Source organism: Alteromonas sp. 14N.309.X.WAT.G.H12, assembly GCF_036697315.1.
Lineage (GTDB): Bacteria > Pseudomonadota > Gammaproteobacteria > Enterobacterales > Alteromonadaceae > Alteromonas.
The window spans coordinates 1-541 of sequence record NZ_JBAHZB010000037.1 but is presented as its reverse complement, the minus strand read 5'-3'; the positions used below and the strand labels follow the sequence as shown (position 1 = coordinate 541).

The 541-nt window shown below is 48.6% G+C and carries 1 protein-coding gene; it reads right to left on the bottom strand.

The genetic code is table 11. The annotated features are described in order from the left end of the window. The coding region (locus V5298_RS11120) for a quinolinate synthase (RefSeq protein WP_332931532.1) at window positions 1-541 on the bottom strand (541 nt) is incomplete at both ends.

Here is a 541-nt window from a genome sequence, read left to right as displayed (position 1 = left end):
TTGCCATCCAAGGGCAATGTGCACAACTCTTACACGTTGCGCCGTTACCGGCCGTTGGAGCCTCAATAAAGGTTTTGTTTGGCATCAGTTGTTGCATCTTATAAAAAATGCCTTTGTCTGTTGCCACAATGAAGGTCTTATTCGGCATCATTTCAGCCGCTTTGATCAACTGACTGGTTGACCCAACAGCATCAGCTAAATCCACCACACTGGCAGGCGATTCAGGATGTACCAATATGGCGGCATCAGGATAAACCGCTTTCATGTCGCTAAGCTTTTGCGCAGAGAATTCATCGTGAACGATACACTCCCCTTGCCACATCAGCATATCTGCACCGGTCTTATTGGCAATATAAGAGCCTAAATGACGATCCGGCCCCCAGATAATGGGCTTGCCCTGTTCATCTAAATGCTCAACAATTTCTAAGGCTATGCTAGAGGTTACTACCCAGTCGGCACGGGCCTTGACCGCCGCAGAGGTATTTGCATACACCACCACCGTATGATCAGGGTGGGCATCACAAAACTCACTGAAGGCGTC